The 26,894-nt window shown below is 72.0% G+C and carries 17 protein-coding genes; 7 read left to right on the forward strand and 10 right to left on the reverse strand.

All coding sequences use genetic code 11. From position 1 onward, the window contains the following. The first annotated feature begins 169 nt into the window (after positions 1-169). The gene (gene secA / locus ACIGYR_RS07430; protein ID WP_391844972.1) at positions 170-2,980 is read left to right on the forward strand and encodes a preprotein translocase subunit SecA; all 2,811 of its coding nucleotides are present in this window, start codon (positions 170-172) and stop codon (positions 2,978-2,980) included. Positions 2,981-3,387: 407 nt separating this feature from the next. Here secA and ACIGYR_RS07435 read toward each other — a convergent pair whose 3' ends face one another. Further along, positions 3,388-3,867: an Rv3235 family protein gene (locus ACIGYR_RS07435; protein ID WP_399596465.1), complete on the reverse strand. Its 480-nt coding sequence runs from the start codon at positions 3,865-3,867 to the stop codon at positions 3,388-3,390. 330 nt (positions 3,868-4,197) lie between these two features. Between ACIGYR_RS07435 and ACIGYR_RS07440 the strand changes: the two genes are divergently transcribed. Then, positions 4,198-4,710 (forward strand): DUF6912 family protein, encoded by a 513-nt coding sequence (locus tag ACIGYR_RS07440; RefSeq protein WP_399596463.1) that lies wholly within the window; start codon positions 4,198-4,200, stop codon positions 4,708-4,710. A 57-nt stretch (positions 4,711-4,767) separates the two neighbouring features. Continuing rightward, a complete protein-coding gene (locus tag ACIGYR_RS07445; RefSeq protein WP_391844976.1) occupies positions 4,768-5,436 on the forward strand; it encodes an HAD family hydrolase in 669 nt (222 codons plus the stop codon). A gap of 205 nt (positions 5,437-5,641) precedes the next feature. Here the strand turns inward: ACIGYR_RS07445 and ACIGYR_RS07450 are convergent, their stop codons facing one another. After that, positions 5,642-6,208 (reverse strand): DJ-1/PfpI family protein, encoded by a 567-nt coding sequence (locus ACIGYR_RS07450; protein WP_391844978.1) that lies wholly within the window; start codon positions 6,206-6,208, stop codon positions 5,642-5,644. 621 nt (positions 6,209-6,829) lie between these two features. Here ACIGYR_RS07450 and ACIGYR_RS07455 point away from each other — a divergent pair. Together ACIGYR_RS07455 and ACIGYR_RS07460 are read left to right on the forward strand one after the other, a co-directional pair. Beyond that, on the forward strand, positions 6,830-11,773 hold the full coding sequence (locus ACIGYR_RS07455) for an NAD-glutamate dehydrogenase (protein WP_399596461.1): 4,944 nt from the start codon (positions 6,830-6,832) through the stop codon (positions 11,771-11,773). Positions 11,774-11,931: 158 nt separating this feature from the next. Then, the gene (locus ACIGYR_RS07460; RefSeq protein WP_399596557.1) at positions 11,932-13,371 is read left to right on the forward strand and encodes a hypothetical protein; all 1,440 of its coding nucleotides are present in this window, start codon (positions 11,932-11,934) and stop codon (positions 13,369-13,371) included. A 256-nt stretch (positions 13,372-13,627) separates the two neighbouring features. Here ACIGYR_RS07460 and ACIGYR_RS07465 read toward each other — a convergent pair whose 3' ends face one another. From ACIGYR_RS07465 to ACIGYR_RS07480, 4 genes are all read right to left on the reverse strand, one after another. Next, complete coding sequence (locus ACIGYR_RS07465; protein WP_399596460.1) at positions 13,628-15,274, reverse strand: glycosyltransferase family 2 protein; 1,647 nt, start codon at positions 15,272-15,274, stop codon at positions 13,628-13,630. Further along, positions 15,271-17,493, reverse strand: a complete 2,223-nt coding sequence (locus ACIGYR_RS07470) for a CDP-glycerol glycerophosphotransferase family protein (RefSeq protein WP_391844983.1) — start codon at positions 17,491-17,493, stop codon at positions 15,271-15,273. Before ACIGYR_RS07470 ends, ACIGYR_RS07465 begins: the two co-directional genes overlap by 4 nt. Positions 17,494-17,600: 107 nt before the next feature. Further along, positions 17,601-18,482: an ABC transporter ATP-binding protein gene (locus ACIGYR_RS07475; protein WP_399596459.1), complete on the reverse strand. Its 882-nt coding sequence runs from the start codon at positions 18,480-18,482 to the stop codon at positions 17,601-17,603. Continuing rightward, positions 18,475-19,383, reverse strand: a complete 909-nt coding sequence (locus tag ACIGYR_RS07480; RefSeq protein WP_391844986.1) for an ABC transporter permease — start codon at positions 19,381-19,383, stop codon at positions 18,475-18,477. Before ACIGYR_RS07480 ends, ACIGYR_RS07475 begins: the two co-directional genes overlap by 8 nt. Before the next feature lie 203 nt (positions 19,384-19,586). Here ACIGYR_RS07480 and ACIGYR_RS07485 point away from each other — a divergent pair, with 203 nt between their 5' ends. Further along, positions 19,587-20,225, forward strand: a complete 639-nt coding sequence (locus ACIGYR_RS07485; RefSeq protein ID WP_399596458.1) for a TetR/AcrR family transcriptional regulator — start codon at positions 19,587-19,589, stop codon at positions 20,223-20,225. Between the two features lie 166 nt (positions 20,226-20,391). Here ACIGYR_RS07485 and galE read toward each other — a convergent pair whose 3' ends face one another. The 3 genes from galE to ACIGYR_RS07500 form a co-directional block, all read right to left on the reverse strand. Then, entirely contained in the window at positions 20,392-21,372 is a 981-nt protein-coding gene (galE, locus tag ACIGYR_RS07490) for a UDP-glucose 4-epimerase GalE (protein WP_399596457.1), read from the reverse strand. Positions 21,373-21,532: 160 nt separating this feature from the next. Next, positions 21,533-23,167: a glycosyltransferase family 2 protein gene (locus ACIGYR_RS07495; RefSeq protein ID WP_399596556.1), complete on the reverse strand. Its 1,635-nt coding sequence runs from the start codon at positions 23,165-23,167 to the stop codon at positions 21,533-21,535. A 43-nt stretch (positions 23,168-23,210) separates the two neighbouring features. Next, on the reverse strand, positions 23,211-24,482 hold the full coding sequence (locus ACIGYR_RS07500) for a glycosyltransferase 87 family protein (RefSeq protein WP_399596455.1): 1,272 nt from the start codon (positions 24,480-24,482) through the stop codon (positions 23,211-23,213). Between the two features lie 231 nt (positions 24,483-24,713). On the opposite strand from ACIGYR_RS07500, the gene ACIGYR_RS07505 reads away from it, so the two are divergent. Continuing rightward, the gene (locus ACIGYR_RS07505) at positions 24,714-26,432 is read left to right on the forward strand and encodes a glycosyltransferase family 39 protein (RefSeq protein WP_399596555.1); all 1,719 of its coding nucleotides are present in this window, start codon (positions 24,714-24,716) and stop codon (positions 26,430-26,432) included. Here the strand turns inward: ACIGYR_RS07505 and ACIGYR_RS07510 are convergent. Further along, entirely contained in the window at positions 26,380-26,877 is a 498-nt protein-coding gene (locus ACIGYR_RS07510; RefSeq protein WP_399596453.1) for a MarR family winged helix-turn-helix transcriptional regulator, read from the reverse strand. The genes ACIGYR_RS07505 and ACIGYR_RS07510 overlap by 53 nt on opposite strands. Positions 26,878-26,894: the final 17 nt, after the last annotated feature.

Raw genomic sequence — 26,894 nt, forward strand, 5'->3', positions numbered from 1 at the left:
CGCCGATGCGGCACTATCCGCACGCCGCGCCCGTTGTCCCCGGTGAAGCAGCCGTCGCGTCGCCAGGCCCTCCCGGCGTGGCCGGGTCCTCGCATACGATGGCCGTTGCTCAGTACGTCACATGGAAAACCGACCGTCCCAGGCCCGACCGGCAAGGAGACCAGCCCCCGTGTCCGTCCTCTCGAAGATCATGCGTGCAGGCGAAGGCAAGATCCTGCGCAAGCTGCACCGCATCGCGGACCAGGTCAACTCCATCGAAGAGGACTTCGTCGACCTCTCCGACGCCGAGCTGCGGGCCCTCACCGATGAGTACAAGCAGCGGTACGCCGACGGTGAGAGCCTGGACGACCTGCTCCCTGAGGCCTTCGCCACGGTGCGCGAGGCTGCCAAGCGCGTCCTCGGCCAGCGTCACTACGACGTGCAGCTGATGGGCGGCGCCGCGCTCCACCTCGGCTACGTGGCCGAGATGAAGACCGGTGAGGGCAAGACCCTCGTCGGCACCCTGCCCGCGTATCTGAACGCCCTGTCAGGCGACGGCGTCCACATCGTCACGGTCAACGACTACCTGGCCGAGCGCGACTCCGAGATGATGGGCCGCGTCCACAAGTTCCTCGGCCTGGACGTCGGCTGCATCCTCGCCAGCATGACCCCGGCCCAGCGCCGCGAGCAGTACGCGTGCGACATCACCTACGGCACGAACAACGAGTTCGGCTTCGACTACCTGCGCGACAACATGGCGTGGTCGAAGGACGAGCTGGTCCAGCGCGGCCACAACTTCGCCATCGTCGACGAGGTCGACTCCATCCTCATCGACGAGGCCCGTACGCCGCTGATCATCTCCGGCCCGGCCGACCAGGCCACCAAGTGGTACGGCGACTTCGCCAAGCTGGTCACGCGCCTCAAGCGCGGCGAGGCAGGCAACCCGCTCAAGGGCCTCGAGGAGACCGGCGACTACGACGTCGACGAGAAGAAGCGCACGGTCGCCATCCACGAGTCCGGCGTCAGCAAGGTCGAGGACTGGCTGGGCATCGACAACCTCTACGAGTCGGTGAACACCCCCCTCGTGGGCTACCTGAACAACGCGATCAAGGCCAAGGAGCTGTTCAAGCGCGACAAGGACTACGTCGTCATCGACGGCGAGGTCATGATCGTCGACGAGCACACCGGCCGTATCCTCGCCGGCCGCCGCTACAACGAGGGCATGCACCAGGCGATCGAGGCGAAGGAAGGGGTGGACATCAAGGACGAGAACCAGACACTCGCCACCATCACCCTGCAGAACTTCTTCCGCCTCTACGGCAAGCTCTCCGGCATGACCGGTACGGCGATGACCGAGGCCGCCGAGTTCCACCAGATCTACAAGCTCGGCGTGGTCCCGATCCCGACCAACAGGCCGATGGTCCGCAACGACCAGTCGGACCTGATCTACCGCACCGAGGTGGCCAAGTTCGAGGCGGTCGTCGACGACATCGCCGAGAAGCACGAGAAGGGCCAGCCGATCCTCGTCGGCACGACCTCCGTCGAGAAGTCGGAGTACCTCTCGCAGCAGCTCAGCAAGCGCGGCATCCAGCACGAGGTGCTGAACGCCAAGCACCACGAGCGCGAGGCGTCGATCGTCGCGCAGGCCGGCCGCAAGGGCGCGGTGACCGTGGCCACCAACATGGCCGGCCGTGGTACGGACATCAAGCTCGGTGGCAACCCCGACGACCTCGCCGAGGCGGAGCTGCGTCAGCGGGGCCTCGACCCGGAGGAGCACATCGAGGAGTGGGCGCAGGCCCTGCCCGCCGCCCTGGAGAAGGCCGAGCAGGCGGTCAAGGCCGAGTTCGAGGAGGTCAAGGACCTCGGCGGCCTCTACGTCCTCGGTACCGAGCGGCACGAGTCGCGGCGCATCGACAACCAGCTGCGCGGCCGTTCCGGCCGTCAGGGTGACCCGGGCGAGTCCCGCTTCTACCTCTCCCTCGGCGATGACCTGATGCGACTGTTCAAGGCGCAGATGGTCGAGCGCGTGATGTCCATGGCCAACGTGCCGGATGACGTGCCGATCGAGAACAAGATGGTCACGCGCGCTATCGCGTCCGCGCAGGGCCAGGTGGAGACGCAGAACTTCGAGACCCGTAAGAACGTCCTGAAGTACGACGAGGTGCTCAACCGGCAGCGCGAGGTCATCTACGGCGAGCGCCGCCGCGTCCTGGAGGGCGAGGACCTGCACGAGCAGGTGCAGCACTTCATGAACGACACGATCGACGCGTACGTCCACGCGGAGACCTCCGAGGGCTTCCCCGAGGACTGGGACCTGGACCGGCTGTGGGGCGCCTTCAAGCAGCTCTACCCGGTGAAGGTCACCATCGAGGAGCTGGAGGACGCGGCCGGCGACCGGGCCGGTCTGACCGCCGAGTTCATCTCGGAGTCCATCAAGGAGGACATCCAGCAGCAGTACGAGGCCCGCGAGGCGCAGCTCGGCTCCGAGATCATGCGTGAGCTGGAGCGCCGGGTCGTGCTGTCGGTCCTGGACCGCAAGTGGCGCGAGCACCTCTACGAGATGGACTACCTCCAGGAGGGCATCGGTCTGCGCGCGATGGCGCAGAAGGACCCGCTGGTGGAGTACCAGCGCGAGGGCTTCGACATGTTCACCGCGATGATGGACGGCATCAAGGAGGAGTCCGTCGGCTACCTGTTCAACCTGGAGGTCCAGGTCGAGCAGCAGGTCGAGGAGGTCCCGGTCGAGGAGGCCCAGCCGGTCGGCGAGGGCGTGCAGGACACGGTGCCGGCGCAGGCGGGCGCGCGTCCGGAGATCCGCGCGAAGGGACTGGACGTTCCGCAGCGCCGGGATCTGCATTTCTCCGCGCCGACGGTGGACGGTGAGGGCGGCATCGTCGAGCGGGACCTGGAGGACGAGGAGCCGGTGCGGTCCGAGTCGGACGGTCTGACGCGGGCGGAGCGGCGCCGGCAGGCGAAGGGCGGGCGGCGCCGCAAGAAGTAGGGCGCCAGAGCCAGTTCTGAGCAGGGCCGGGTCTCTTTCGGGGCCCGGCCCTGCTGCGTTGCCGTGCGGTGGGCCGCAGCCGACGGGACGGCGGCCCACCCGGGCACGGCGATCGCGTGACCGGGCTCCCCGCGCCCCAGCCGCATGACAGCTCCTCATGACCGCGGCAACCGCGCGATCGGGGCTCACGCCTCGCAGCCGCATGACAGCTCCTCAGGGGCACGGCGATCGCGTGACCGGGCTCCCCGCCCCGCACCGGCATGACAGCTCCTCAGGGGTACGCGGAACAGGGTGATCGGGCTCTCCCTCGCCCACCCGCTCGCCGAACTCGACGCCGTCTTTCCACGCACCCGCAGCCGCACGACCGTCCGTGGTGTCACGGCGGCACGGGGGGAGGGCCCGCGGTGTCACGCCGTGCCCGTCTCCACCGCTGTGCAGCGCCAGCGCAGGTCCTTGCCCCGTTCCAGGCGGAAGGCCATCGCCCGCAGCCGGTCCCCGGCGGCGATGCGGGCGAAGACCTCCAGGGCGCCTTCGCTGGGGACGTAGTAGCCGATGTCGTGGACGACCGGACCGGCGCCGTGGGTCCGCAGGGGGCTGAGTTCGGCAAGCCGGGCCAGATCGTCGTAGGCGCGGCCCGCGGTGTGCCGGAGCATCCAGTGGACGGGCCGCTGACCGCTCAGGACGGCCAGCAGGCGGTCCGCGAAGAGGTCGGTCGGGCGCGGCTGCCGTACGGCTGACTCCGGCGCCGTAAGGGTCCTCTCGGTGCGCGTGGCCGCCGGCCGGCTGGGCGTGCGGGGCGGTGCGCCGCCGGGGCGCCGGGAGTCCCGGCGGGTCGGCGGGCGGTGCCGCGGGCGGGGCTGTGCGGTGCGGCTCATGACCTTGTTCATGGGACTCCCCGTTCGGCGGGCCCGGGATACCGGGCGGTAACTCGCTGGTGGGGATCTTGTACGGGGCCCGGGAGGGACTCGCAAGGAAGGCACGGCGGGCGGCACAGGGCGCGGGATGTTCACCTATCCGTGGGACGCGGGGGACTCCCGGCCCCATGGGCAAGCGGCGGGAGAGGGTGAATCGCGGGCCCGGAGTGGACGCCTCCGCGGCTGCGGGCAGGGACCCGAAAGGGGACGGGCGCACGTATCCTGAAGGCCCTCCGGGAGACGCGCCACAGCCGTTCTCCCAGGTGCCCCAGCGGAGCCTTTGACCAGGAAAGAGCGGCCAGCATGCGCGTCTACGTCCCCCTGACCCTCCCCGCTCTCGCCGAGGCGCACAGGACGGGTGAGCTGGGGAGCGGCCCGTTCGTCGCGTACGCCGTCACGCCCGCCCTGCGCGAGTGGTACCTCTCCGAGGACATCGAGGAGCTGGAGTACGCGGCGCTCGGCCGGGCCGCACTGGCCTCGCTGCGGCTGCTGGCGGCGGACCCGGAGGCGGTACGGCGCCGGACCGTGGTCGCCGTGGACGTGCCCGACGGCGCCGCGAGCGTCGACCCGGACCGCGGGCTGGAACCGTCCGCCCTCGGCATGGTGACCGTGTCGGTGTCGGTGCCGCTCGCGAAGGCGGCCTCCGTGCACGTCGACGCCGAGGACGCGGAGCCGGACGTGGCCGCGGCGGCGGACGCGCTGGGCGCGGCGGACGGCGGGGACGACGACGCGCAGTTCGTCGTCGACGGGGCGGACGACCACGAGCTGCTGTGGTTCGCCACGCAGGAGATCCCGAACCTGATCGGTCGGGGCTGACCCGGGCTGCCCGGGACGGCGCTCTGATTGTCGGTGGGGGCGGGTACGGTCTTGGACATGGGGATGCACGGACGGGCGCACATCGTCTGGGACTGGAACGGGACGCTGTTCCACGACAATGACGCCATCATCGGGGCGACGAACGCGGCCTTCGCCGAGCTGGGGCTCGCACCGATCACGCTGGAGCAGTACCGCTCGCTGTACTGCGTGCCGGTGCCGAAGTTCTACGAGCGGCTGCTCGGCCGGCTGCCGACCGACGCCGAGTGGGAGCTGATGGACGGGGTCTTCCACCGGCACTACTCCGAGCACCGGGTGCGGTGCCGGCTCACCGAGGGGGCGGAGGAGCTGCTCGCGGGGTGGCGGTCGGCGGGACACAGCCAGTCGCTGCTGAGCATGTACGGGCACGAGGAGCTGGTGCCGCTGGTCCGGGGTTTCGGCATCGAGGCGCACTTCCTACGCGTCGACGGGCGTACCGGGCCGTCCGGTGGCAGCAAGGCCGAGCACATGGTGCGGCATCTGGAGGCGCTGATGGGGCTGGTGGAGCCGGCGCGGACGGTGGTGATCGGGGACGCCGCGGACGACGCGCTCGCCGCGCTGCATGTGGGGGCGCGGGCTGTGCTCTACACCGGCGGGTCGCACAGCCGGGCCAGTCTGCGGAACGCGGGCGTGCCGGTGGTGGACACGTTGGCCGAGGCCGTGGCGGAGGCCCGGAAGATAGCGGCGTAGCCGCCGTGGCGGACGAACCCGAGCCCACCCGGCAGTGCGGCGGTGAGTGCGCCGGCGGGGTCCCGGCAGGGTGCGGTGAGCCCGTCGGCGGGGTCCCGGCAGTGCGGTGGTGAGTGCGTCGGTGGGGTCCCGGGCGGGGTGAGCCCGGCAGCGGGACTCCGCACGTACGGCGGCGTAGCCTCACGGCCGGGCCGGCGGGGCGGGGTCAGTTCACCGGTGCCTCGGAGCGCAGCACGTTGATGAACTCCCGCATCCACGCCGGATGGTCCGGCCACGCCCGGGCCGAGACCAGGGTGCCGTCGACGACCGTCTCGGCGTCCTGGAAGCCCGCTCCGGCCGCCTGCATGTCCGGCTCCAGCGCGGGGTAGGCCGTGACCCTGCGCCCCCGCAGCGAGTCGATCGCGGCGGTGAGCAGCGGGCCGTGGCAGATCTGGGCGACGGGCTTGTCCGCGTCGAAGAACGCCTTGAGGATCTTGCGCAGCTCGGGGTCGTTGCGCAGATACTCGGGGGCCCGGCCGCCGGGGATGACCAGGGCCGCGTACGCACCCGGGTCGACCTCGGAGAAGGCCAGGTCGGCGGGCCAGGTGTAGCCGGGCTTCTCGGTGTAGGTGTCGTAGCCGGGTTCGAAGTCGTGGACGACGAAGCGGAGCGTCTTGCGGGTGGGGGCCGCGATGTGGACCTCGTAACCCTCTTCCCGCAGCCGCTGGTACGGGTAGAGGACTTCCAGGGACTCCGCTGCGTCACCGGTGACGATGAGGATCTTCGTGGGCATGTCGGCTCCTCGAGGCAGACTCCGGGCTCTGCGGGTGGGACGCTGGGCCGTGCCGGCGGGACGCCGGGCCGTGCGGTGGAACTCAGGGCACCGTGCCGCCGCCGGGCGCGCCTGCCAAGAGGGCCCGGTGGTTTTCAGGGTGCGACCGCGGGCGCGAGGGCGCGACCGGATACGCCACCCGCCCCCGGCCCGCCGCTGTGCAGAACGTCAAACTTCACCCCTTGGTTTTGTACACATACGGCTCATGACGGACCCGGGGTGAGGGGCGATAGCCTTGTGGCGTGATCAGCGCGATATCTCGCGGGGGCGATGCTGCCCCTGCCCTGCGCCCGGGTTGCACGGAACACCTCCGTGACCGGGCGGCGGTCGCTGGTCTTCGCGGGCGGGACGGGGGCGCGGAAGCCCCCGGTACGCCGAGGACGGTCCGGGCCACGGCGATGCCGAGAGCAGCGTCACACCCGACGGACGCCCCCACAATGGCCGAATTCCCCCCGCTCATCTCTCCTCGCGGCATACCGTCGGAACCGACCGGACACCCCGGGCCGTGGCGTTGTGTCGCAAGGGAAGAGACCGTACTTCCTTCTACGTCACGCAACGGCGCGCGACAGGAGTCAGAGGACAATGCAGACCAAGCTGGACGAAGCCAAGGCCGAGCTGCTCGAGAGGGCCGCACGGGTAGCTGAGAACAGCCCGGTCGGGGGGCACCTACCGACCGGGACGACGAGCGAGGGCACCCCCGGCACCCCGGACAGCGAAACAGTGCTCGCGTTCCTCCAGCGCTACTACCTGCACACCGCCCCGGAAGACATCGCCGACCGCGACCCGGTCGACGTCTTCGGCGCCGCGCTCTCGCACTACCGTCTCGCCGAGAACCGCCCCCAGGGCACCGCGAACGTCCGGGTGCACACGCCGACCGTGGAAGAGAACGGGTGGACCTGCAGCCACACCGTGGTGGAGGTCGTCACCGACGACATGCCCTTCCTCGTCGACTCGGTGACCAACGAGCTGACCCGGCAGGGGCGTGGCATCCACGTCGTCATCCACCCGCAGGTCGTCGTCCGGCGTGATCTGACCGGCAAACTGATCGAGGTGCTGCGGACCCCGCCCACCGGCGACCTCCCGCACGACGCGCACGTCGAGTCCTGGATCCACGTGGAGATCGACCGGGAGACCGACCGCGCCGACCTGAAGCAGATCTCCGCCGACCTGCTGCGCGTCCTGTCCGACGTCCGGGAGGCCGTCGAGGACTGGGAGAAGATGCGGGACGCGGCGAACCGGATCGCCGACGGCCTGGAGAGCGAGCCCGCCCCCGCGGACCTGCCGCGGCCCGAGGTCGCGGAGGCGCGTGAGCTGCTGCACTGGCTGTCCGCGGACCACTTCACCTTCCTCGGCTTCCGCGAGTACCGGCTGCGCGAGGACGACACGCTCGCCGCCGTGCCCGGCACCGGTCTCGGCATACTGCGCTCGGACCCGCACCACGCCGAGGACGAGCAGCACCCGGTCAGCCCCTCCTTCGAACGCCTCCCGGCCGACGCCCGCGCCAAGGCCCGCGAGCACAAACTGCTCGTGCTGACCAAGGCCAACAGCCGGGCCACCGTGCACCGGCCGTCGTACCTGGACTACATCGGCGTCAAGAAGTTCGACGCGGACGGCAACGTCATCGGCGAGCGCCGTTTCCTCGGCCTGTTCTCCTCCGCCGCCTACACCGAGTCCGTCCGCCGGGTCCCGGTCATCCGCCGCAAGGTCGAGGAGGTCCTGAAGCTCGCCGGGTTCTCCCCCAACAGCCACGACGGCCGTGACCTGCTCCAGATCATGGAGACCTACCCGCGCGACGAGCTGTTCCAGACGCCGGTCGCCGAGCTGCAGTCGATCGTCACGAGCGTGCTCTACCTGCAGGAGCGCCGGCGGCTGCGGCTGTACCTGCGCCAGGACGAGTACGGCCGCTACTACTCGGCCCTCGTCTACCTCCCGCGTGACCGCTACACCACCGGCGTCCGCCTGCGGATCATCGACATCCTGAAGGAGGAGCTCGGCGGCATCAGCGTCGACTTCACCGCCTGGAACACCGAGTCGATCCTGTCCCGGCTGCACTTCGTCGTCCGGGTCCCGCAGGGCACCGAGCTGCCCCAGCTGTCGGACTCCGACAAGGAGCGCATCGAGGCGCGCCTGGTCGAGGCGGCCCGCTCCTGGGCCGACGCGTTCGCCGAGGCGCTGACCGCCGAGTGCGGCGAGGAGCACGCGGCCGAGGTGCTGCGCCGCTACAACCACTCCTTCCCCGAGGGCTACAAGGCCGACCACAGCCCGCGGGCCGCGGTAGCCGACCTGGTCCATCTGGAGCAGCTCAGCGAGGACAAGGCATTCTCGCTGAGCCTGTACGAGCCGGTGGGCGCCGTGCCCGACGAGCGCCGCTTCAAGATCTACCAGAAGGGCGGCACGGTCTCCCTCTCCAAGGTGCTGCCGGTGCTCAGCCGCCTCGGCGTCGAGGTGACCGACGAGCGGCCGTACGAGCTGCGCTGCGCGGACCGCACCACCGCCTGGATCTACGACTTCGGGCTGCGCATGCCCAAGTCGCTCGGCGGCGGCAACGGCGACTACCTGGGCGAGGACGGCCGTGAGCGGTTCCAGGAGGCGTTCGCCGCGACCTGGACCGGCAAGGCCGAGAACGACGGCTTCAACGCCCTCGTGCTGAGCGCCGGGCTGACCTGGCGGCAGGCGATGGTGCTGCGCGCCTACGCCAAGTACCTGCGGCAGGCCGGCTCGACCTTCTCGCAGGACTACATGGAGGACACCCTCCGCAACAACGTCCACACCACCCGGCTCCTCGTCTCCCTGTTCGAGGCGCGGATGTCCCCGGACCGGCAGAAGGCCGGGCTCGAGATCACCGACGCCCTGCTGGAAGAGCTGGACGCGGCCCTGGAGCAGGTGGCCAGCCTGGACGAGGACCGCATCCTGCGGTCGTTCCTGACCGTCATCAAGGCGACCCTGCGCACGAACTTCTTCCAGGAGACGCTCGGCGGCGAGCCGCACGACTACGTCTCCATGAAGTTCGACCCGCAGGCCATCCCGGACCTGCCCGCGCCGCGCCCGGCGTACGAGATCTGGGTGTACTCGCCGCGCGTGGAGGGCGTGCACCTGCGCTTCGGCAAGGTCGCCCGAGGCGGCCTGCGCTGGTCCGACCGGCGCGAGGACTTCCGTACGGAGATCCTCGGCCTGGTCAAGGCGCAGATGGTGAAGAACACCGTGATCGTGCCGGTCGGCGCCAAGGGCGGCTTCGTCGCCAAGCAGCTGCCGGATCCGGGTGTGGACCGCGACGCCTGGCTGGCCGAGGGCGTCGCCAGCTACAAGACGTTCATCTCGGCGCTGCTCGACATCACCGACAACATGGTGGCCGGTGAGGTCGTGCCGCCGCAGGACGTGGTCCGGCACGACGGCGACGACACCTACCTGGTGGTCGCCGCCGACAAGGGCACCGCGACCTTCTCGGACATCGCCAACGGGGTCGCCGAGCAGTACAACTTCTGGCTCGGCGACGCCTTCGCCTCCGGCGGCTCGGCCGGTTACGACCACAAGGGCATGGGCATCACCGCGCGCGGCGCCTGGGAGTCCGTGAAGCGGCACTTCCGCGAGCTGGGCGTGGACACGCAGACCGAGGACTTCACGGTCGTCGGCATCGGTGACATGTCCGGCGACGTGTTCGGCAACGGCATGCTGCTCTCCGAGCACATCCGCCTGGTCGCCGCCTTCGACCACCGGCACATCTTCATCGACCCCACCCCGGACGCGGCCACCTCCTACGCCGAGCGCCGCCGCCTGTTCGAGCTGCCCCGCTCCAGCTGGGCCGACTACAACACCGAGCTGCTCTCCGCGGGCGGCGGGATCTTCCCGCGCAGCGCCAAGGCGATCACGCTCAACAGCCACATCCGCGAGGCCCTCGGCATCGAGGACAAGGTCACCAAGATGACCCCGGCCGACCTGATGAAGACGATCCTCGAGTCGCCGGTGGACCTGCTGTGGAACGGCGGCATCGGTACGTACGTGAAGGCGTCCTCGGAGTCGAACGCGGACGTCGGCGACAAGGCCAACGACGCCATCCGCGTCGACGGCGCCGACCTGCGCGTCAAGGTCGTCGGCGAGGGCGGCAACCTGGGCCTGACCCAGCTCGGCCGGATCGAGTTCGCGCTCCGGGGCGGCCGGATCAACACCGACGCGATCGACAACAGCGCCGGCGTGGACACCTCCGACCACGAGGTGAACATCAAGATCCTGCTGAACGGCCTGGTCGCCGAGGGCGACATGACCGTCAAGCAGCGCAACAAGCTGCTCGCCGAGATGACCGACGAGGTCGGCGCGCTGGTCCTGCGCAACAACTACGCGCAGAACACCGCCCTGGCCAACGCCCTGTTCCAGGCCAAGGACATGCTCCACGCCCAGCAGCGGTTCATCCGCCACCTGGTGCGCGAGGGCCACCTGGACCGGGCGCTGGAGTTCCTGCCGACCGACCGGCAGATCCGGGAGCGCCTCGCCCAGACCCAGGGTCTGACCGGCCCGGAGACGGCCGTCGTCCTGGCGTACACGAAGATCACGGTGGCCGAGGAGCTGCTGCACACCTCGCTGCCGGACGACCCGTACCTGCGCACCCTGCTGCACGCGTACTTCCCGACGGCCCTGCGCGAGCGCTTCGTCGAGGCCATCGACAACCACCCGCTGCGCCGCGAGATCACCACCACCGTGCTGGTCAACGACACGGTCAACACGGGCGGTACGACGTACCTGCACCGCCTGCGCGAGGAGACCGGCGCCTCCCTGGAGGAGATCGTCCGCGCCCAGACCGCGGCCCGCACGATCTTCCGCTCGGCACCGGTGTGGGACGCGGTCGAGGCCCTGGACAACAGGGTCGAGGCGGCCGTCCAGACGCGCATCCGGCTGCACTCGCGCCGCCTGGTCGAGCGCGGTACGCGCTGGCTGCTCAACAACCGGCCGCAGCCGCTCCAGCTCGCCGAGACGATGGAGTTTTTCGCCGACCGGGTCGAGCGGGTCTGGCAGGAGCTGCCGAAGCTGCTCAAGGGCGCGGACCTGGAGTGGTACCAGCACGTGTACGACGAGCTGTCCGCGGCCGGCGTCCCGGACGAGCTGGCCACCCGCGTGGCCGGCTTCTCCTCCGCCTTCCCGGCGCTCGACATCGTGTCGGTGGCCGACCGCCTGGGCAAGGAGCCGCTGGACGTCGCCGAGATCTACTACGACCTCGCCGACCGGCTGAACATCACCCAGCTGATGGACCGCATCATCGAGCTGCCCCGCGCCGACCGCTGGCAGTCCATGGCCCGCGCCTCCATCCGCGAGGACCTGTACGCGGCCCACGCGGCGCTCACCGCGGACGTCTTCGCCGCCGGCAACGGCACGTCGACGCCGGAGCAGCGGTTCAAGGCGTGGGAGCAGAAGAACAGCGCGATCCTGGGCCGGGCCCGCACCACCCTGGACGAGATCCGCAGTTCGGACTCGTTCGACCTCGCCAACCTGTCGGTGGCGATGCGCACCATGCGGACGCTGCTGCGCACGCATTCGTAGCCGGACGGCACGAAGGGCGCCCCGGGCACTTCACGGCCCGGGGCGCCTTTTGTGTGCTCGGGTTGTAGGGTCGGTGGATCATGCAGACCGTGCCGTCCGATACCGAACCGAAGCGCCGTACGGCACCGGTGCGTGGCTCCGCGGCCCGCGTCGGCCGGATGTCGGCGCAGGCCGCCGCGGCCCTCGTCGTGGTGCTGCTGCTCCTGGTCGTCGTCCGCCTGCCGTGGGCGGGCGACCTGGGCATGCACGCGGCCACGATCCAACGCCTGCGCCACAGCCTGGTGCACCCCGGCAACCCGCTGGTCGACGCCGACACGCCGAGCCCGTACTACTCACCGTGGATGCTGCTGCTCGGCGTCGTGGCCAAGCTGACGGGCCTGTCGGTGTTCGTGGTGCTGCGCCTGGCCGCGCTCGCCGGACTGGGACTGCTGGTGACCGGCGTCCTGCGGTACGTCCGTACCCTGAGCGCCCACCGTGCCGCCCCCGCCCTGGCGCTGCTGAGCCTGCTCCTCCTCTGGGGGCCGGTGCTGTTCAGCTGGAGCGGCTTCCTCGGGCTGAACTCCCTCGCGCTGACGGTGTCGTACCCCAGCGTCTTCGCGCTCGGCCTCGCCTTCCACCTCTGGGCATGGCTGACGCGGGCGCTGCGCGGGCAGGCCGGCTGGGGGGTGTGGCTCGGACTGGGGGCGCTGTGGGCGCTGACCTTGCTGTGCCACCAGTTCACCGGGGTCGTGGCGTCCCTCGGCGTCCTCGCCACGCTGCTCGCGGCACGGCCGGCCCGGACGGCGCTGCTCCGGCTCGGCGCCGGGCTGGTGCTGGGGCTGGTCGTGCTGTGGCTCTGGCCGTACTACGACTTCTTCGCGCTGTTCTCCGCGGGTGGGGACCTGGAGGCCATCCACCGGCCGCTGTACGAGGACCTGGCCGGGCGGTTCGGGCTCGTGCTGCTCGGGGTGGTGGCGCTGGCGCTGCGGTGGCGTCGGGACCGCCGGGACCCGCTGGTGTTCTTCTTCGCCCTCGGCGCGCTGGTGTTCGCGGCGGGGGGTCTGAGCGGGCACTACTCCTGGGGCCGCGCCCTGCCCGCCGCGCTGGTCCCGGCACAGCTCGCGGCCGCGCTGGAGGTCGTGTCCGCGGGGCGGCGGGCGGTGCGCAGGGGGTGGGCGTGCGTGCTGACGGCCGCGCTGGCGGTGGGCGCGTGGACGCAGGTCGGGACGCTCGGGTACGTGGTGGGGCAGGACGCGCTGCCCGGGGTGGTCGCGGAGAAGTACCGGACGCCGTGGGTCGGGTATCAGTGGATCATGCGGGCCGGGGTGGAGTACGGGGACGTGGTGATGACCCGTACGTTTCCGGCCCGGCAGATCCCCGCGTACGGGCCGTACACCGTGGCGCCCGGGTATCCGGATGTGTTCCTGAAGGACGCGGGGCGGCGGGAGGCGGCGGTGGAGCGGTACTTCGCGCCGGGGACGGGGGCGGCGGAGCGGCGGGCGGTGCTGCGGGAGTACGGGGTGAAGTGGGTCGTGGCGGGCAGGTGGTCGGCGGCGCCGTGGCTCCGTGAGGCGGCGGCGGGACCGGGCGGACAGATCCTGTACCGAGTGGTGCCCTGAGCCGCGGCGGGCCGGGGCGTGGGGTCGCTCGCCCGCACCGGCGGGGTGCCGCCGCGCCCACCCGTGCCGCCCCAGCGGCACGACTGCCCGCAGCTGCGTGGGCGCCCCCGTAAGGGGCGCGGGGAACCGCGTGAGCGACCACGACGAAGCCGCGGCCGCTCACGCACAGGCACCGCGACAGCGCTTGCCCGCACGTGCGACGAAGCCGCGGCCGCTCACGCACAGGCACCGCGACGGCGCTGTCGCGCCGCCGTCGTCACCTCAGCACGCTCGACACCAGCCGCACAGCGCTCCGTACCCGGGGCCGGTCGACCCGCCGGACCATCGGGCGGATCACCCGTGCCGTCACCCCCACCGGACGCCAGCGGATCTGCAGGCGGCCGGGGTTGCGGCCCTCCGGTTCGACGGTGAGCTGGTGGTCGCCGACGCGGGTCGTGCGGGTCGGGAAGTCGAGGGGGGCCAGGAGCAGGGCCGCGTTGGACAGGCCCTGCTGGGCCAGCCGGATCACGGGATGGCGTACGCCCTCGAAGCCGTGGACGGGGAGCGAGGCGGCGGCCAGGTCGAGCCGGACGGTGCCTTCGAAGACGCCGGGGCGGACCGGGTCGAGCCGGAAGGGGACCGTCATCCGACGCCTGCCGGGAGTCAGGAGCAGGGACGCGCGCTGCGGGCCCACGGGCAGACGCAGACCGGGGTCGTACGTGCGGATCGCGAGGGTCAGGGCCGCACCCGGGCCGGGAGTCAGCTCCGTGATCTCGTGGCGGAACTGGGCGGTGGGGAAGGGCCGGGTGTCCAGCTCCAGATCGGAGACGTCCAGTTCACGGCGGGCGCGGTCCGTGGACGGAGCGCTGTCGCCCCAGTACGCCGCACCCGTGCCGTCGGTCGTCACCTGCCGTGGCGCCACCCCGTGGCCCAGTCCGCGCGCCGCCACCCGGGCCTCGGCCGTGCGGCCGTCCCGCAGCAGTTCCAGCACCACCCGCTCGGCCCGCGGCAGCCTGTCGTACGCGCCGGGGGACAGCGTGTCCAGGTAGGGATTCATGAGGTCCGCGAAGGACGCCAGCCACTCCTCGTCCCGGTACGGCAGGTCGCCGGCGTACATCCGGAAGTCGTGCTTGAGGAACTTGTAGTCCTTGTCCTCACGCAGCCCCGCGTGCCCGCTGCTGACCAGGAAATCGTCGATCAGCCGCTGGACGTGCACGCGGTCGCGGACGTTGGAGATCTTGTGCCGCTGGTTGGAGATGGAGGCGGAGGCCGCGGCGGCGAACGGCTCGATGTACCACACGTACACCGGGTCCGGGATGATCGTGAACGCCTTCGCCAGGCAGTACGCCTGCGCCGAGAACAACTGGTCCTCGTAGTGGATGCCCTCGGGGAAGCGCAGCTGGTGGCGGTCGAGGAAGGCGCGGGCGTACATCTTGCTGGTCGACAGGTGCTCGAACAGCAGCCTCGGGTCCGCCTCGATGCCCTCCACGGTGCGGCGCTCGGCGACCACGTGCGGCATCCAGGTCGTGCGGCGCCCGTTGTCCACCCGGACCCGGCGGACCGCGCCCATGGTGAAGTCCACCTCGCGTTCCCGGTGGGCGGCGAGCAGCAACTCCACCGCGCGCGGCGGCAGTTCGTCGTCGCTGTCCAGGAACATCAGGTACGGCGCCCGGGCGATCTCGATGGCCCGGTTGCGCGGGGCGCTGCAGCCGCCGCTGTTCTCCGGCAGGCGGATGTACCGGACGCGAGGGTCCTGGGCCACGAGCTCCCGTGCGACCGCGGGCGTCTCGTCCGTCGAGTGGTCGTCGCTGATGACGATCTCGATGTTCCCGTGGGTCTGCGCGAGCAGGGAGGCGACCGCGCGCGGCAGGCGGGCCGCGTCGTTGTAGACGATGACCGTCACCGTGACGTCGGGGCTGGTCATGCGGAGGTCTCCTCGGGGGTCGGGGCGGGGGTGCGGTCCTCGATGGGGAGCACCGGTGGCAGCGACTCTTCCGGTTCGCCCAGGAACACCCGCCGTACGATCCGTTCGGCGGCGCGACCGTCGTCGTACTCGCAGAACCGGCGCCGGAACGCGGCCCGTGCCTTGGCCGCGCTCTCGTCGCGCCAGGCGCCGGAGGTGAAGATCTCCGCGAGTTCCTCCTGGGTGCGGGCGACCTGGCCGGGGTGCTCGGCCATGAGGTCGAAGTAGACGCCCCGGGTGGTGCGGTAGGTCTCCCAGTCGTCGGCGTAGATCACGATCGGCCGGTCGAGGTTGGCGTAGTCGAACATGATCGACGAGTAGTCCGTGACCAGCGCGTCGGCGGCCAGGCACAGTTCCTCGACGGGGTCGTAGGAGGAGACGTCGATGATCCGGCCGGAGCGGCGCAGCCCGGTCAGCGGGGAGGCGGCGCCGCCGTAGAAGTAGTGGGCGCGGACGAGGAGGACGGTGTTCTCGCCGAGGCGGTCGGCGAGGGCGGCGAGGTCGAGGCGGGGGGTGAAGCCGGCCTCGTAGTCGCGGTGCGTGGGGGCGTACAGAACGGCCGTCCTGCCGGGGGGAATGCCCAGGCGTTCGCGGGCGGCGCGCACGGTCCGGGCATCGCTGCCGTAGTAGACGTCGTTGCGCGGATAGCCGTGGTCGAGCGAGGTGTAGCGCGACGGGTAGGCGCGCTCCCACATGCGGGTGGAGTGGCTGTTGGCGCTGACGCTGTAGTCCCACTTGTCGATGCGGGCCAGCAGGGCGGCGAAGTCCAGGCCCTTGGCGGCGGCCGGGTGGTCCATCTGGTCCAGGCCCATGCGCTTGAGCGGGGTGCCGTGGTGGGTCTGGAGGTGGATGGCGTCCGGGCGCTTGACCACCCCGTTCGGGAAGTTGACGTTGTTCGTCAGGTACTTGGCGGTGGCCAGGGTCTCCCAGTAGCGACGGGTGCCGGGGACGACGTGGTCGGTGCCGGGCGGCAGCAGGGCGGTGTTCTGTTTGCTCACCACCCACACCGGGTGGATGTGCGGGGCGAGTTCGGCGAGCTTCGCGGCGATCGCGGCCGGGTTGCAGGCCACTCCGCGGTCCCAGTAGGCCGAGAACACCGCGAGGTTCGGGTCCAGCGGGCGGGTCAGGGCGCGCTGGTACTGGTGGTCGCGGACCTTGGCGCCCAGCTCGCGCTTGCGGGTGCGTACGGCCTTGCGGGCGGCGCGCCGGGTGCGGTTGGCCGTCTGGAACGCGCGGTACCTGGCGTACGCGCCCTCCTCCAGCAGCGCGTGCCGTACGCCCTCCAGGCCCGCCGGGCGCCGGTGGCCCTCGGGGCGCCAGCGGACCGTGGCCAGGGAGGCACGGCGGAAGAACTCGCGGGCCACCGGGTCGGGCAGGTCCTCGCGGGCGAAGGTGCGCACCAGATCGCGCACCATCAGGTCGTACAGCACCGTGTGGGGGGCGCGGCGGTCCCGGGTGAGCGGGAGCAGGGACTCGTACCGGTCGATGAGCGCGAGCCGGTCCTCGGGGGCGCGCGGCGGCAGGCTCTCGGGGCGCAGCACGCGGTGTTCGTACGCCGTCTGGTTCAGGCAGGCCACGCGGCCGGCGTGCAGCAGGGCCGCGTGGGCGGCGCGCGGCTCGTCGTCGGTGGTCAGCTGCTCCTCGTGGGCCTGCCAGAAGGCGGCACGCAGGGCGCGGTTGCCGAGCAGCGGGGTGAGCCGCAGCAGGTCGGCGGCGTCGGCCAGGGGCAGGCCGGCGCGGCCGACGGCGGCGAGGTGGCGGCCGTCGCGGGAGGGGGCGGCGGCGGTCTGCCAGGTGGTGGTGACGTGGTCGAAGAGGAGTACGTCCACGGGTGCGCCGCCGGGTTCGGAGGCGCTCGCGCCGTCCAGTTCGGCGGTCCGCTCGGCGATCAGGCGGGGCGCGCCGGCGGGCAGGCCGTCCTTGGCGTGGACGAAGTGCAGCCAGCGGCCGGACGCGCGGGCGGCGCCGGCCGCCCGCGCCGCCGCGTCACCGGTACCCTCCGGCAGCGGTACGACGATCGTCTCGGGGGCGTGGCTCTCGGCCGTCTCCCGCGCCCAGTCGCCGACCGCGACGACGATCACCTCGGCGTCGGTGAGGGGGTGGGCCGCCAGGGAGTCCAGCAGCTCGGTCAGACGCCCCTGTGCGTTCGGCCCGTAGATGATCAGGCTCAGCTGGGGCATCGCAGTGGACTCCTTCGACTCAATATCTTCGGGCTAACCTTTCATAACATACTGTCACTAAGTATATGAAAGGGATGGTCACCCCTGGGGGTGATTGCAGGCAGGGCTCAGGAGGAAAGAGGCACTTTCGGCGCGGCCGGTTGCGGTGTGCCCGCTTTCGCGGCCTCCGCCTTCGGCGCGGGCTTCTTCGGGGCCGGTTTCTTGTCGCCGGTGAACGCCTCGTACTCCTTCATGACCTCTTCGGTCGGCCCGTCCATGCGCAGCTCGCCGCGCTCCAGCCACAGGACCCGCTCGCAGGTGTCGCGGATCGACTTGTTGTTGTGGCTGACGAGGAAGACCGTACCCGCGTGCTGCCGCAGTTCGCGGATCCGTGCCTCGGAACGCTTCTGGAAGGAGCGGTCGCCGGTGGCCAGTGCCTCGTCGATCAGCAGGACGTCGTGGTCCTTGGCGGCGGCGATGGAGAAGCGCAGCCGGGCGGCCATGCCGGAGGAATAGGTGCGCATCGGCAGGGTGATGAAGTCGCCCTTCTCGTTGATGCCGGAGAAGTCGACGATGTCCTGGTAGCGCTCCTTGATCTGCTCCCGGGACATGCCCATGGCGAGACCGCCGAGGAAGACGTTCCGCTCGCCCGTGAGGTCGCTCATCAGGGCCGCGTTGACGCCCAGCAGGGACGGCTGGCCGTCGGTGTAGATGTGCCCGCTCTCCACCGGGAGCAGCCCGGCGACGGCCTTGAGCAGGGTCGACTTTCCGGAACCGTTGGTGCCGATGAGTCCGACCGCCTCGCCCCGGTAGGCGACGAACGAGACCTTCTTCACCGCGTGCACCGTGCGCACCCCGGCCGCCTTCTCGCTCTGCCTGCGGCGCAGGATGCGGTTCAGGGCGGCGGTGGCGGTGCCACGGCCGGCGCCGGTGCCGTTGACCCGGTAGACGATGTCGACGTCGTCGGCGATGACGGTGGGGATCTTCTCGGTCTGGGTCTGCTCAGCCACGGCCGTACGTCTCCTCAGCCTTCCAGAAGTAGATGAAGCCGCCGACGCCGGCGAGCAGGGCCCAGCCGGTGGCCGCCGCCCACACGTGCGGGGGCAGCGACGCGGCGTGGAAGCTGTCGATCAGCGCGAACCGCATCAGGTCGATGTAGACGGCGGCGGGGTTGAGCTCCAGCACGACCCTGACGGCGTGCGGCTCCTTCGTGGTCAGCTTGTCGATGCTCCACATCACGCCGGAGACATACATCCAGGTACGGAGCACGAACGGCATCAGCTGGGCGATGTCCGGGGTCTTGGCACCCAGCCGCGCCACGATCATCGAGACACCGGCGTTGAACGTGAACTGCAGGACGAGCGCCGGGATCGCCAGCACCCAGGAAGCGGCGACCGGCACGCCGAAGCAGAGCAGGATGACGACCAGCGCGGCCATCGAGAACAGCAGCTGCTGGAGCTGCTGGAGCGCGAAGGAGATCGGCAGGGCGGCGCGCGGGAAGTGCAGGGCGCGGACCAGGCCGAGGTTGCCGGAGATCGCCCGGGTGCCCGCCATGATCGAGCTCTGCGTGAACGTCCAGATGAACACGCCCGTGACCAGGAAGGGGACGTAGTCCGGCACGTTGTGCTTGGTGCCGAGCAGCACGCCGAAGATGAAGTAGTAGACCGCCGCGTTCAGCAGCGGGGTCATGACCTGCCAGACCTGGCCGAGCTTCGCCTGGCTGTACTGCGCGGTGAGCTTGGCGGTGGCGAAGGCGCTGATGAAGTGGCGCCGGGCCCACAGCTCGCGGACGTACTCCGGCAGGGACGGGCGGGCGCCGCTGACCGACAGGCCGTGCCGGGCCGCGAGTGCCGAGAGGTCGTCGGCGGCCGGGGCCCGGGTGGGGGGCGGTGTGTGGAGAACCTGGCTCACATCCGCTGCTTTCGCTCGGGGGTGGGGGTGCCGCGGCCGACTCTCGCCGGGGCCGCCGCGTCCGTGCCCGTCGTCCGTCGTTTCCTTACGTTTCTCTTCACGTTCTCTTACGTCGGGACGGGACCGTATCGTCGCAACGTGAGAGTAGGCCCAATCGACGTCGGAACGCAACCGTTTCGTCGTAACGCCCTATGCTGTGAGGTATGACGACGAACGCCGCCGAGCCCGCCGACGAGCCGCCGGCGCCTGCGCGCCGCCGGGTGCCCGCCGGGGCGGCCGTGCTGCGGGAGGACGTGACCGAGGCCATCCGGGCGGCCGTCTTCGAGGAACTGGCGGCCGCCGGCTACGCGCGCATGTCCATCGAGGGGATCGCCCGCCGGGCCGGTGTGGGCAAGACGGCGGTGTACCGGCGCTGGCGTTCGAAGCTCCACCTGGTCCTGGACGTCGTCTCCGCGATGGCCGTGACCGGCTTCCCGGTCCCCGACACGGGCTCCCTGGAGGGCGACCTGCGCCTCCTCTACGAGGTCACGTCCCGCGCCCTGCGCCACCCCGTCGCGTCCCAGATCATCCCCGACCTCCAGGCCGAGGCGGCCCGCAATCCCGACATCGCGGAGGCGTTCCAGAAGGCGCTGCGGGACGGCCAGGAGGGCGTGGCCAGCAAGATCGTGGCGGCGGCGGAGGGGCGGGGAGAGGTCCGCGCGGGCGTCGACCCCGACCTGGCGCTGGACATCGTCTCGGGTCCTCTGTACTGGCGCGCGGTGGTGATCCGCTCCCCGAAACTGCCGAAGGGCTACCTGGAGAAACTGGCACGGGCCACGGCGGGGGCGCTCAAGGCGCTGTGACGCCACCGGCCGGCCGCCGGGCCGCACCGGCCGGCTCCGCGCACCGCGCCGCCGTGGCCCGGGCGGGGACGCGGGGACGCGGGGACGCGGGGACGCGGACAACCGCGCGGACGGCCGGGACGGGCCCCGCGGCCCGCGGCCGGCCCGCACCACGACGGCGGGTCTCCTACGAGCGCGCCGCCTCCGGATGCAGCCGCACCCAGCCCTCCCACGCCGAACTGATCATGTCCTGCACGTCGTACTTGGCCTGCCAGCCCAGTTCCGTGGCGATGCGGGCGGCCGACGCGACGACGCGGGCGGGGTCGCCGGGGCGGCGCGGGGTGACCGTCGGGGGGCGGTTGTAGCCGGTCACGGAGTTGATGCGGTCGATCATCTCGCGAACGGAGACGCCCTCGCCCCGCCCGATGTTCAGGGTCAGATCGGCGCCGGGGGAGGAGTCGAGGGCGCGGGCGACGGCCACATGGGCCTCGGCCAGGTCGACCACGTGGATGTAGTCACGGACGCAGGTGCCGTCGGCGGTCGGGTAGTCGTCGCCGAAGACGCGCGGCGCCGCGCCCTCCGTGAGCCGCTCGAAGACCATCGGCACCAGGTTGTACACGCCGGTGTCGGCCAGCTCCGGGGCGGCGGCGCCCGCCACGTTGAAGTAGCGCAGCGACGCCGTGGCGAGGCCGGTCGCCCGGGCCGTGGCACGGACGAGCCACTCGCCGGCCAGCTTCGTCTCGCCGTACGGGGACAGCGGGCGGCAGGGGGTCTCCTCCGTCACCAGGTCGACGTCGGGCATGCCGTACACGGCCGCGGACGAGGAGAAGAGGAACGAGGGGATCTCGGCCCTCGTCACCGCCTCCAGGAGGACGCGCAGACCCTCCACGTTCTCCCGGTAGTAGTGCAGCGGGCGGTCCACCGACTCGCCCACCTGCTTCTTCGCCGCCAGGTGGACGACCCCGGTGATCCGGTGCCCGGCGAGAGTCCGGGCCAGCAGGTCCGCGTCCAGGACCGAGCCGCGCACCAGCGGGACCTCGGCCGGTACGCGCTCGGCGAGCCCCGTGGACAGGTCGTCGTAGACGACCGTGCGCTCGCCCGCCTCGGTCATCGCCCGTACGACGTGCGCCCCGATGTATCCGGCGCCGCCGGTGATCAGCCAGGTCATGTGCGGCCGTCTCCTCGTCAGCTCAACTCGTCAGCTCGTCGGCCGGCCCGCGCCCGGCCCGGGGGCGGTGTCGGTGGCCGGTCCCTGTCCCGGGCCGGTGTCGGTGGCCGGTCCGTTTCCCTGTCCCGGGCCGGTGTCGGTGCCGGCCCGTGTCCCCGTCTCAGTGAAGCAGGCGGCGAAGACGGCCGCGGGCCACCCTCAGTACTCCGCTCAGGCCGGTCGCCACCCGCAGCGCCAGTGCGCCGGAGTGCGTGACGTACGGCTGCGCCAGGAGCACGCCGTACACGGCGCTCGGGACGACACGCCGCCGCAGCCGGCCGGCGCCCGTGAGGGCGTGCGCCGTGACCTCCCGCTGCTCGCCGTCCGCGAAGCGGACGGTCAGCCGCAGGTCCCAGGTGCCCGAGCCGAGCCCTGCCAGGTCGACGGGCGCCTCCGCCGCCCAGGTGTCCGCGACGGAGGGCGCGAAGGCCACCGTCGTACGCCCACGGGTGCGGTCGTCCTCGCGTGCCTGCCACGCCACGTCCACCTCGCACGGGCCCGCCTGGGCCACCCTGCCGTACAGCTCGTGCAGCCGCAGGCGCAGCAGCGACGCACGCGCGCCTGGGCGCAGTTCCGCGTCCACCGCGAGCGGGAGCGTGGAGACGGGCCGGTTCAGCAGCGGGGCCAGGGAGACCTGGGGCAGACCGGCGGACCACACGGGGACGCCGTCGGGGGTGCGGGCGTAGGGCGGGAGCAGGCGCGCCGGGCGGGCGGCGAGTTCCCGCAGCCTGGGCAGGTCGCGCGGTTCGGGGGAGGCCAGCACCACCCGCGCGAGCAGGCGGCCGGCGGTGGCGGGGTGCGGCTCCCAGTCGGCCGCGTCGTAACGCGCGAGGTACTCCCGGGTGCGCGTCCACCACGCGCGCTGGTAGTCCGCGTCGCGCAGCCCCAGTTCGCGCACGTACATGCGCACATCGTGGTCGAGGAACTTGGCGCGCGTCGCCCGCGCCAGCTCCTTCTGCCCGGCGCTCAGCAGAATGTCGTACGCCAGCGCGCACGCCTCGATACGCGCCGTCCAGTTCGCGACGCGCCCCCGGTCCAGCGAGAGCGACAGCCGCTCGGCCGACCGGCGCACCTGCCACACGTACACCCGGTCCGGTACGAGCGCGAGGCGCGGGGCGGCGGCGAGCACGCGCGCGATGAAGACGAAGTCCTCGTAGAGGAAGCGGCCCTCGGGGAAGCGGATGCCGTGCTCGCGCAGGAAGTCGGTGCGATACAGCTTGTTGACGCACAGCGTGTCGTGGACCAGGCGGGGGTTCTGGGAGGGGCGGTCGAGGACGGTGCGTGCCGTGTAGAGGGGCGCCTGCCAGGGCTGTTCGCTCCCCGAAGGCAGCTCCCGGCGCACGCACAGGCCGCTCGTGACCTCGGCGCGCGCCTCCGTCGCCGCCGCCAGCAGCGCGTCCACCGCACCGGCCGGCAGCACGTCGTCGCTGTCCAGGAACATCACGTACGGCGCGGTCGCCGCGTCGATCCCGGTGTTGCGCGGGCTGCCGCAGCCGCCGCTGTTCACCTCCCGGCGCACCACTCGCAGCCGCGGCTCGCCGACGGCCAGCCGGGCGAGCAGCTCGTCACTGCCGTCGGTGGAGCAGTCGTCCACAGCGATCACCTCGGCGACCGCGGGCCCCTGCGCCAGCGCCGAACGCACGGCGGCGGTCACATGGGCGCGGTCGTTGTAACCGATGACGACGACGGCGACCTGGGACCCCGGCTCCGGTGCCGATACCGGTGCCGGGTGTGGGTCTCGCTGTTCTGGGTGCATGGAGTCCACGGACGGGAGCTTATAAATGTTTTGTAATACTCCGTTAAGAGGCGCTTAGTGCTCGCTTCGGAAGACGGTGGGAATCGGGGTGCGGTTCCGTCGCCGGCGCGATCTTTTCGGCCGGTGGCCGTGCGGCCTGCCACAGCCGCACGAACGACAATACGGTGCCGGCCGTCAGCAGCCCGTTCCGGGCCAGCATCAGCAGGCAGCCGGGCCAGGTGCCGCCGATGATCTCGCGGTAGCACAACGGGTAGGCCACCGTGCTCAGCGCGGCCGCCGCCAGCACCAGCACCGCGACCGGCCGCTGGCTGGTGTGCCGTGAGGTCAGGCACACGGCGGCCAGCCCGATCAGCCAGATCAGGTACTGCGGGCTGATGACCCGGCTGGTGACCGTGAACAGCAGCACCGCGCTCAGCGCCGCGTCGTACGGCGTGGCCTCGCTCCAGTGCCGCGCCCGCACCCGCCACAGCACCAGCAGCCCGAAGGAGACCGCCGTCAGCGCCAGGGAGGCGGTGGCGACGGCGTGCACGTGCGGGCCGACCAGTTCCATCGCGCCGTACCGGTAGCGGACCCGGCCGGACCAGCCGGCGTGCCGGGCCAGGTTGAGCGCCGTACCGCCGAGCGACTCCAGCTGCACACCCCGGCCGCCCTGCTCCCGCAGGAAGGAGAACGGGTGGGTGAGGCAGGCGGCGAGCAGGGCGAGACACGTGATCGCCGTCCACGCCGCCCACGTCCACGCGCTGCGGGCCGGCCGCCCCGGGGGCATGCCCAGCAGCACCAGCGCCGGCCACACCTTCACCAGCGCGCCCAGCGCCGCGAACACGCCGCCCGCGCGCGGGGAGCGCGCCGAGGCCAGCAGGGACAGCACGGCCAGGGCGGTGACCTGGACGTCGTACCGGGCGAGCGGCAGGTGCAGCAGCAGTGGCAGGCCGCCGGTCCACACGGCCGCGCCGAGCAGGCTGCGCCCGGGCCGGGTGCCCGCGCGGACCAGCGCCGCCCCGGTCAGCGCGTCCACGGCCAGGGTGAGCAGGACGAACGCCTGGAAGTACGTCAGGCCCGGCAGCAGTCCGGGCGCCAGCAGTACCGCGCCCGCGCCCGGCGGGTACTGCCACAGCGTGTCGTGCGCCGGGAAGGAGCCGTGCGCGAGCACGCCGTACCAGTGGAAGTACAGCCGCCACACCTCCCGGGTCACCGAACCCCCGCCGAGCAGCCGTCCTCCGCTGTGGGTGATCAGCCACAGCATCAGGGCACGGGTGGAGAGCCACATGGCGGTGAGGGTGAGGACCGGGCCGGGGGTGACACGGAGACGGTTCATCACATGGGAGCCTAAGCGGTGCGGATGGTGTATCCATGCTGATACGCCGTCAACGGCCGCAAATATTGGCTAATCGCAAGAGATCGGGCCATGGTGAACGTCGGGCTTCGTGTGAAACCGCAGTCGCGTCGGGCGGCTGGAGCGACCACCGGCGTGCCGACCGGTGCAACGAGCCACCCACCGCGCAGGGCACCCGGGCGCGCCCGGGAACGGCTGTGCCGGGCCACCGCCGTGAGCGTGCCCGCGCTGGTGATGCTGGCGCTCGGCCTCTGGCGGCTGGACCGGGGCGGCATGTGGCGCGACGAGGCGGTCAGTTTCCAGGTCGGGCGCCGTACGGTGCCGCGGATCTGGCTGCTGCTGCACGACGTGGACGCGGTGCACGGCCTGTACTACCTGCTGGTGCACGCCGTCCTCGCCGTCCACCCCGGGGAGGTCGCCCTCCGGCTGCCGTCGGTGTGCGCGGCGGCCGGCTCGGCGGCCCTGGTGGCGGCGCTCGGCACCCGGCTGGTCCGGCCGCGCGTCGGCCTGTGGGCCGGACTGCTCTACGCCGTCACGCCGATGGCCGGGCACTACGCCCAGGAGGGCCGCTCCTACGCCTTGGTCGCGGCCGGCGCCACGGCCGCGACCCTGCTGTTCGTACGGGCCGTGCGGGACGGCTCCTGGTGGGCGTACGGCACCGTGCTCGGCCTCACCTGCTGGCTGCACGAGTTCGCCGTCCTGCTGCTGCTCGCCCACGCGGTGTCGCTGGCGTCGGCGCGGGCCGGGGCGCGGGTGTGGCGGGGCTGGGGACGCGCGGCGGCGGCGGTCGTCCTCGCACTGCTGCCGATGGTGCTGGTGTCGCGGGGGCAGGCGGCGCAGGTGGCGTGGCTGCGGGAGCCCACGGCGGAGACGGCGGGCGGGCTGCTGCGGGGGTTTCTCGGGCCGACGGACGAGGTGTACGCGGTGTGTCTCGGGCTGGCTCTGGTAGGGCTGCTCGGGCTGGTGGGGCGGCGGGGGGAGATGACGTGTGCGGGGGTGGGGCTGCCGGTGATGGTGGTGCCGCCGGCCGTTCTGATGCTGGTGTCGCAGATGTCGCCGCTGTACGTCGACCGGTACGTGCTGTACGCGCTGTCGGGGGCGCCGCTGGTGGTGGCCGCGGGGGCTGAGCGGGTGGCGGCCCTGGTCGGCCGCCTGCCGCTGGGCGGTCGCCGCGTGCCCACCCGTTCCGCCCCGCGCGACGGCTGCCCACACGCCGACGGCCGGCCGATGGGGCGCCCTGTGGTGGGGGAGGGTGGTGAGGGTGCCGAGGGCCGGCCGATGGGGCGCCCTGTGGTGGGGGAGGGTGGTGAGGGTGCCGAGGGCCGGCCGATGGGGCGCTCCGTGCTGGGGGAGGGCGGGTCGGTCGGCGGTGGTCGGTCGGGGAGGCGTCCTCTGTGGTGGTCGCCCTCTGTCGCTCTCGCCGGTGTTCTCGCCGTCGCGCTCTCGCTCCTGCACCAGTTCCCCCTTCTCCAGAGGGACCGGGATCCCGGTCGGCGGCCCGATGACCTCGCTGCCGTCTCCCGGGCGGCCGCGCGGGAAGTGGGCGCCGGTGAGCCCGTGCTGTTCGTGCCGGCGCCCCTGCGGAACGTGGCGCTCACCTACCCCCGGTCGCTGCGGGGGACCCGGGACGTCGCGCTGGTGGCGGGGGCGGCCGAGTCCGGGACGCTGTACGGACGGGAAGCCGGCGTGAGCGAGCTGCGCCGCAGGCTGGCCCGGCTGGACCGGGTGTGGGTCGTCGGGGACCGCAGGCTGCTCGCCGGCCGCTGGGCCCCGCGCGACCCCGTCGAGCGGGCGAAGGCCGCCGTCCTCCGGCAGGAGTTCGTCGGCCGTGCGGAGGCCGTGCGGGGCGGGGTGACCGTACGCCTCTACGTCCGCCCGGTCAGCGCCCGCCCACGGCCTCCGTCCGCGCCGCCGCGTCCAGCGCGGCGGTGAGCTGGTCGAGCCGGGCGCGCAGCTCGCCGATCTCCGCCAGGTCGAAGCCGGTCGCCGACATGATCCGGCGCGGCACCTCCAGGGCCCGCTCGCGCAGCGCCGCGCCCTCCTCGGTGAGGTGGACCCGGACCGACCGCTCGTCCTCGGCGCTCCGCTCGCGCCGTACCAGACCGGCCGCCTCCAGCCGCTTGACCAGCGGGGACAGCGTGCCGGAGTCCAGCCGCAGCTGTTCGCCGAGCGCCTTGACCGGCAGGTCGCCCTGCTCCCACAGCACGAGCATCAGCAGGTACTGGGGATAGGTGAGCCCGAGGTCCTTGAGGATCACGCGGTAGACGCCGTTGAAGGCACGGGACGCGGCGTGCAGGGAGAAGCAGATCTGGCGGTCCAGCCGAAGCCAGTCGGCTCGGGTTCCCGGGGCGCCGGGAGGCGGGGGCGAGGCGGTCATGAGTCCAGGGTAGCTCT

It is taken from the genome of Streptomyces sp. NPDC053076, from assembly GCF_044546845.1.
Lineage (GTDB): Bacteria > Actinomycetota > Actinomycetes > Streptomycetales > Streptomycetaceae > Streptomyces.